Raw genomic sequence first — 6,631 nt, 5'->3', positions numbered from 1 at the left:
TTTCTCTTCAACCGAACCGGCTGTTTGTGTGAAGTGATTCACATCCGCCGTGTCGATGGAGGCGCATTATAGGGAGTTCTCCGCAGGCCGCAATAGAAAAATTGCAGAAAAATGACTGACTGCTGCATTCCCCAGCAAAACCCCGCTTTATACCTTTTTACGCACAGAGTTATCCACAATCATCAATGTAATTTCTGTATTTTTCCCACGGTAAACACTGTCAAAATTGTGATCACCATTGAAAGAGAAAAATTCGCGAGCGTTGCGCAAACGTTTTCGTTACAATGCGGGCGAAAAATAAGGATGCCCCGTTAGGGGCGTTAGCTGAGTTTTTCACGAAAAATTCAGCTAACGCTCTCTGTAATAGTCAAATCCAGGGGATTTACCATGCAACAACGTCGTCCAGTCCGCCGCGCTCTGCTCAGTGTTTCTGACAAAGCCGGTATCGTCGAATTCGCCCAGGCACTTTCCGCACGCGGTGTGGAGCTGCTGTCTACAGGGGGCACTGCCCGTCTGTTAGCAGAAAAAGGTCTGCCGGTAACCGAAGTTTCCGATTACACCGGTTTCCCGGAGATGATGGATGGACGCGTGAAGACCCTGCATCCGAAAGTACATGGTGGCATTCTGGGCCGTCGCGGCCAGGACGATGCCATTATGGAAGAACATCAGATCCAGCCTATCGATATGGTGGTTGTTAACCTGTATCCGTTCGCCCAGACCGTTGCCCGTGAAGGCTGCTCGCTGGAAGATGCGGTTGAGAACATCGATATCGGCGGCCCAACGATGGTGCGCTCCGCTGCCAAGAACCATAAAGATGTCGCTATCGTGGTGAAGAGCAGCGACTACGACGCCATTATTAAAGAGATGGATGCCAACGAAGGATCGCTGACGCTTGCAACCCGTTTCGATCTCGCTATCAAAGCCTTCGAACACACCGCCGCCTACGACAGCATGATTGCCAACTACTTCGGTAGCATGGTTCCGGCTTATCACGGTGAAAGCAAAGAGGCCGCCGGTCGCTTCCCGCGTACGCTGAACCTGAACTTCATTAAGAAGCAGGATATGCGCTACGGCGAGAACAGCCACCAGCAGGCTGCCTTCTATATAGAAGAGAATGTGAAAGAAGCCTCCGTTGCCACCGCAACCCAGGTTCAGGGTAAAGCCCTCTCTTATAACAACATCGCCGATACCGATGCGGCGCTGGAGTGCGTGAAAGAGTTCGCCGAGCCGGCATGTGTGATTGTGAAGCACGCCAACCCTTGCGGCGTGGCTATCGGCAATTCCATTCTTGATGCTTACGATCGCGCGTACAAAACCGACCCGACCTCCGCATTCGGCGGCATTATCGCCTTTAACCGCGAGCTGGATGCTGAAACCGCACAGGCCATCATTTCTCGTCAGTTCGTCGAAGTGATTATTGCGCCGTCCGCCAGCGAAGAAGCACTGAAAATCACCGCCGCCAAGCAGAACGTACGCGTTCTGACCTGCGGTCAGTGGGCCGAGCGTGTTCCAGGCCTTGATTTCAAACGCGTGAACGGCGGTCTGCTGGTTCAGGATCGTGACCTGGGGATGGTTGGTGCAGAAGAACTGCGCGTCGTCACCAAACGTCAGCCGACCGAACAGGAGCTGCGTGATGCGCTATTCTGCTGGAAGGTGGCGAAGTTCGTGAAATCTAACGCCATTGTCTACGCCAAAAACAATATGACCATCGGTATTGGCGCAGGCCAGATGAGCCGCGTGTACTCCGCGAAAATCGCCGGTATTAAAGCTGCCGATGAAGGCCTGGAAGTGAAAGGTTCGTCAATGGCTTCTGACGCATTCTTCCCGTTCCGCGACGGTATTGATGCCGCGGCCGCTGCGGGCGTGACCTGCGTAATCCAGCCTGGCGGTTCTATCCGTGATGACGAAGTAATTGCCGCCGCCGACGAGCACGGTATTGCGATGCTCTTCACCGACATGCGCCACTTCCGCCATTAATGGAGCGACAGATGAAAGTATTAGTGATTGGTAATGGCGGGCGCGAGCACGCGCTGGCCTGGAAAGCGGCGCAGTCGCCGCTGGTTGAAACTGTTTTTGTTGCTCCGGGTAACGCAGGCACTGCGCTGGAACCTGCGCTGCAAAACGTCGCTATCGGCGTGACCGATATCCCGGCACTGTTGGATTTCGCACAAAATGAAAAGATCGACCTGACCATCGTCGGCCCGGAAGCGCCGCTGGTGAAAGGCGTGGTCGATACCTTCCGAGCCGCCGGGCTGAAAATCTTCGGACCAACCGCAGGCGCCGCACAACTGGAAGGCTCGAAAGCGTTTACCAAGGATTTCCTGGCCCGCCATAAGATCCCTACGGCGGAATACCAGAACTTCACCGAGGTAGAACCTGCACTGGCGTATCTGCGTGAGAAAGGCGCGCCAATCGTCATTAAAGCGGACGGTCTGGCTGCCGGGAAAGGCGTTATCGTAGCGATGACGCTGGAAGAAGCCGAAGCCGCCGTTCACGACATGCTGGCAGGCAACGCTTTTGGCGACGCGGGTCATCGTATTGTTATCGAAGAGTTCCTCGACGGCGAAGAAGCGAGCTTTATCGTGATGGTGGACGGTGAGCATGTGCTGCCAATGGCCACCAGCCAGGATCACAAACGCGTAGGCGATAAAGATACCGGGCCGAACACGGGCGGTATGGGCGCTTACTCCCCTGCGCCAGTGGTGACCGATGAAGTTCATCTGCGCACGATGGAACGTATCATCTGGCCAACCGTGAAAGGTATGGCGGCGGAAGGCAACACCTACACCGGTTTTCTCTATGCGGGCCTGATGATCGACAAACAGGGTAATCCGAAGGTTATCGAATTTAACTGCCGCTTTGGCGATCCGGAAACCCAGCCGATTATGCTACGCATGAAGTCCGATCTGGTTGAGCTTTGCCTGGCGGCCTGTGAAGGTACGCTTGACGAGAAAACGTCCGAGTGGGATGAACGCGCTTCTCTCGGCGTGGTGATGGCTGCGGGTGGATATCCGGGCGATTACCGCACCGGCGATGTGATCCACGGCCTGCCGCTGGAAGAAGTGTCTGACGGCAAAGTGTTCCACGCGGGCACAAAACTGGCGGATGACGAGCAGGTGGTAACCAGCGGCGGGCGCGTACTGTGCGTCACCGCGCTGGGTCATACCGTGGCAGAAGCGCAGAAACGCGCTTATGCCTTAATGACCGATATCCATTGGGACGATTGCTTCTGCCGGAAGGATATCGGCTGGCGCGCCATCGAACGCGAGCAGAACTAACGCGACAGTTTTGCCAATAGCGTTTTGCGCGTAATCCCTAACTGACGGGCGGCTTCGGTTTTGTTGCCGCCCGTTTTCTCCAGCGCCGCCAGAATCACTTCTTTTTCGACTTCCACCAGCGGCTGAATATCCTGACTTTGCACCAGCGGGATCGGCGTACTGGCAATCGCCAGCGGCAGCTCGCGTTCGGAAATATATTCCCCGGTCAGCAGCACCACCGCCCGTTCCACCGCGTTTTCCAGTTCACGAATATTTCCCGGCCAGTCGTAGTGAATCAGCAGATCCATCGCCTGGGGAGTAAACCCTTTTACCGCCTTGCGATTGCGTTCGGCAAAGCGCTGCAGAAAATGGTTAGCCAGCAGAGGAATATCTTCCCGCCGTTGCCGTAGCGAAGGTACTTCAATCGCCACCACATTCAGGCGATAGTAGAGATCCTGACGAAAACGCCCGGCCTTTACCTCAGCGGCAAGATCGCGATGAGTCGCCGCAATCAGCCGGACATCAACCGAGATAGTCTGATTGCTACCGACACGCTGGACTTCGCGCTCCTGAATCGCACGCAGTAGACGAACCTGCATCATCGGTGAGATATCGCCAATTTCATCGAGAAACAGCGTGCCGCCGTCTGCTTCCACAAAGCGCCCTTCCCGCCGTTTGTCGGCTCCAGTAAACGCCCCTTTTTCGTGACCGAACAATTCAGATTCCAGCAAGGATTCGTTGAGTGCCGCACAGTTGAGCGTCACCAGCGGTTTTTCGCTACGTGCGCTACTGGCGTGAATCGCCCTGGCGACCAGCTCTTTACCGGTGCCGGAATCGCCGTGGATCAGCACCGTGGCTTCCGATGGCGCGACGAGGGCAATTTCACTGAGCAGGTGCTGCATCGCCGGGCTTTTACCGACCATACCGAACTGGCTGGCAGACACCGCAGGCGTTTCAGCATCAACACTGTGCGTATGCGCAAGCGCCTTTTCCAGGGTTGCCTGCAGGTTATCGAAATCCAGCGGCTTGATGAGATAATCCAGTGCCCCGGTTTTCAACGCCTCTACCGCCGTCTCGACGCTGGAGTACGCGGTCATAATCAGTACCGGAATTGCCGGATTTAACGCTTTGATCTCTTTCAGCGTGGCGATGCCATCCATCTCTGCCATTCGCACATCACAAAGCACAAGATCAAAAACCTGTTCCCGCACTTGCTCCAGCGCTTGTCGCCCGCTGTTCGCCAGCGCGACGTTATAGCCCCAGCCGCGCAGCAATGCCTGCAAGATAGTGCAGTGGCTAATGTCATCATCCACCACCAGAATATCGATATTATCGTGCGTCATCCTTGTGGGTCCTTACGCGTAATATTGACCGGAAGCCAGAGGGTGAACGTTGCACCTTTCCCCTCCTGGCTTACGACCTGAATTGTACCACCGTGTTGTTCAACAATATTATGCACAACCGCCAGCCCCAGTCCGGTGCCTTCGGCTTTGGTGGTGAAGTACGGGGTGAAGATAGCTTCAAGCTGATCCGCCGCAATTCCCTTACCGCTGTCGGTTACGCTTATTTTAACGCCTGCGCTGCTTTCGCTGGCCGTCACGCTAATCACGCCATGCTGACCAATAGCCTGAATAGCATTGAGATAGAGATTCAACAGGACCTGAGTCAGTCGGTCCGGATCGGCCTGTATCTCCGGCAATGCGTCGTTGGCGGTAAAGCGTAATTGGATCTCCCTACTGTTTGCATCCTGGCTTACCAGTTGTAATGAGTGGTTAATCAGCGTGTTGAGATCCACCGCCTGCAAAGCCAGATGCGTTGGCTTAACCAGCTCCAGCAGCTCGCTTACCACGCGGTTTAAACGGTCGGCTTCTTTCGCCATCACCTGCGCCAATTGATGTGCTTCTCCTCCTGCTGGTGCGCGTTCGGCAAAATATTTCGCCAGCCCTTTAATCGAGGAAAGAGGGTTACGGATTTCATGGGCGACGCCTGCGGCCAGATGTCCCAGCGCCACCAGCTTCTCTTTGCGCTTCATTTCATCCTGTAACAGCTGGCGCGAGCGAAGATAGCGGCGATACCAGAAGAATGACAACACGCTTGCCAGCAAGACCGTCGCCAGGGCGAAGAGGATAATCAGGGTGTTTCTCTGCTCACGCTCTTCGGCACTCACAATGTTACTGGCGCCGAAAGCGATAAAAATTGCTTGTGGTGTCGCGGCATACTGCTGCATATGGCGCATCCGGTGCATTCCAGCAGCAAACATCGGTTGAAACTGGCGATAAATTTCCAGAACAGGCTCGCCGTCTGCGCTATCGATCCGCCGCCACGCTTCTTCGTCTCCCGGATGTAACTGCTGCATTTCCTGCGGGGAATAAAGCTGTTTTCCCACCATGCCGGAGTTGCTATGCATCACGATTGTTCCTTGTTCATCCGTGACCGCAAACCAACGCACTCCTGGCTGCCCAGCCATTTCTTCCAGTAAAGCCTGCTGCTGCGCATGATGCATGCGCATCCCCATACCGACGCGCGAGCCGGATTCGAGAGCGCGGATAAGTACACTGCCTTTTTCCAGCAGAGTTTGTCTGGCGGCGGCAGTCTCGCGCCCATAATCGCGAATCACGGTCACCGCAAACAACCCCACCAGTCCAACAATGACTACGGGAAGGATCGCGCTTAACCATTTTGCTAAGGCATCTTTTGATCGCTGCATAAAACGCATCTTCTTCTTTGCCTGTTCATCCCTTTTTGACAGCAGAAATCATGCCATCTTTTATTAGCACTTACCCTGCGCTTTAACACAAAGGCTTAAGTTTCAATGAGTAAAAATGACTCGCTACACACAGCAGGCGAGTCATTTTTACTCGTTTATCATGTCATATTGCCCGTCATATCAGCGTTTCGCCGTTGGCACGAAAGATGCAATACACAAAGTAAGACAACCACTGGAGGATTAACCATGAAACGGAACACGAAAATTGCCCTGGTGATGATGGCGCTTTCAGCAATGGCGATGGGATCGACATCTGCATTTGCTCACGGCGGACACGGTATGTGGCAGCAAAATGCCGCGCCTTTGACCAGCGAACAACAGACAGCGTGGCAGAAAATCCATAATGACTTTTACGCTCAAAGCAGCGCACTGCAACAGCAACTGGTGACGAAGCGTTATGAATACAATGCCCTGTTAGCCGCGAACCCACCGGATAGCAGCAAAATTAACGCGGTCGCCAAAGAGATGGAGAATTTGCGTCAGTCGTTAGATGAGTTACGGGTGAAACGAGATATTGCGATGGCTGAAGCGGGTATTCCGCGCGGTACCGGAATGGGTTACGGCGGCTGCGGTGGTGGCGGTCATATGGGTATGGGCCACTGGTAAA

At 54.5% G+C, this 6,631-nt stretch carries 5 protein-coding genes; 3 read left to right on the top strand and 2 right to left on the bottom strand.

Annotation, left to right across the window (positions count from 1 at the left end):
• Positions 1-387 precede the first annotated feature (387 nt).
• Together purH and purD are read left to right on the top strand one after the other, a co-directional pair.
• Positions 388-1,977: a bifunctional phosphoribosylaminoimidazolecarboxamide formyltransferase/IMP cyclohydrolase gene (gene purH / locus FQZ95_RS09510; protein WP_046082256.1), complete on the top strand. Its 1,590-nt coding sequence runs from the start codon at positions 388-390 to the stop codon at positions 1,975-1,977.
• Between the two features lie 11 nt (positions 1,978-1,988).
• Positions 1,989-3,278, top strand: a complete 1,290-nt coding sequence (gene purD, locus FQZ95_RS09505) for a phosphoribosylamine--glycine ligase (RefSeq protein WP_160530135.1) — start codon at positions 1,989-1,991, stop codon at positions 3,276-3,278.
• Here purD and zraR read toward each other — a convergent pair.
• Together zraR and zraS are read right to left on the bottom strand one after the other, a co-directional pair.
• Positions 3,275-4,600, bottom strand: a complete 1,326-nt coding sequence (gene zraR, locus FQZ95_RS09500) for a sigma-54-dependent response regulator transcription factor ZraR (RefSeq protein WP_032303887.1) — start codon at positions 4,598-4,600, stop codon at positions 3,275-3,277. The two genes, purD and zraR, sit on opposite strands and share 4 nt — an antisense overlap.
• Positions 4,597-5,973, bottom strand: a complete 1,377-nt coding sequence (zraS, locus tag FQZ95_RS09495; protein WP_160530134.1) for a two-component system sensor histidine kinase ZraS — start codon at positions 5,971-5,973, stop codon at positions 4,597-4,599. The genes zraR and zraS overlap by 4 nt, the downstream gene beginning before the upstream one ends.
• Positions 5,974-6,210: 237 nt before the next feature.
• On the opposite strand from zraS, the gene zraP reads away from it, so the two are divergent.
• On the top strand, positions 6,211-6,630 hold the full coding sequence (gene zraP / locus FQZ95_RS09490; RefSeq protein WP_001296714.1) for a zinc resistance sensor/chaperone ZraP: 420 nt from the start codon (positions 6,211-6,213) through the stop codon (positions 6,628-6,630).
• Position 6,631: the final 1 nt, after the last annotated feature.

Origin of the sequence: Escherichia sp. HH41S (assembly GCF_009820115.1) — a bacterium.
Classification (GTDB): domain Bacteria; phylum Pseudomonadota; class Gammaproteobacteria; order Enterobacterales; family Enterobacteriaceae; genus Escherichia; species Escherichia coli_F.
Note: the sequence above shows the minus strand (reverse complement) of the source record. Positions and strands in the feature narration are given on the sequence as shown.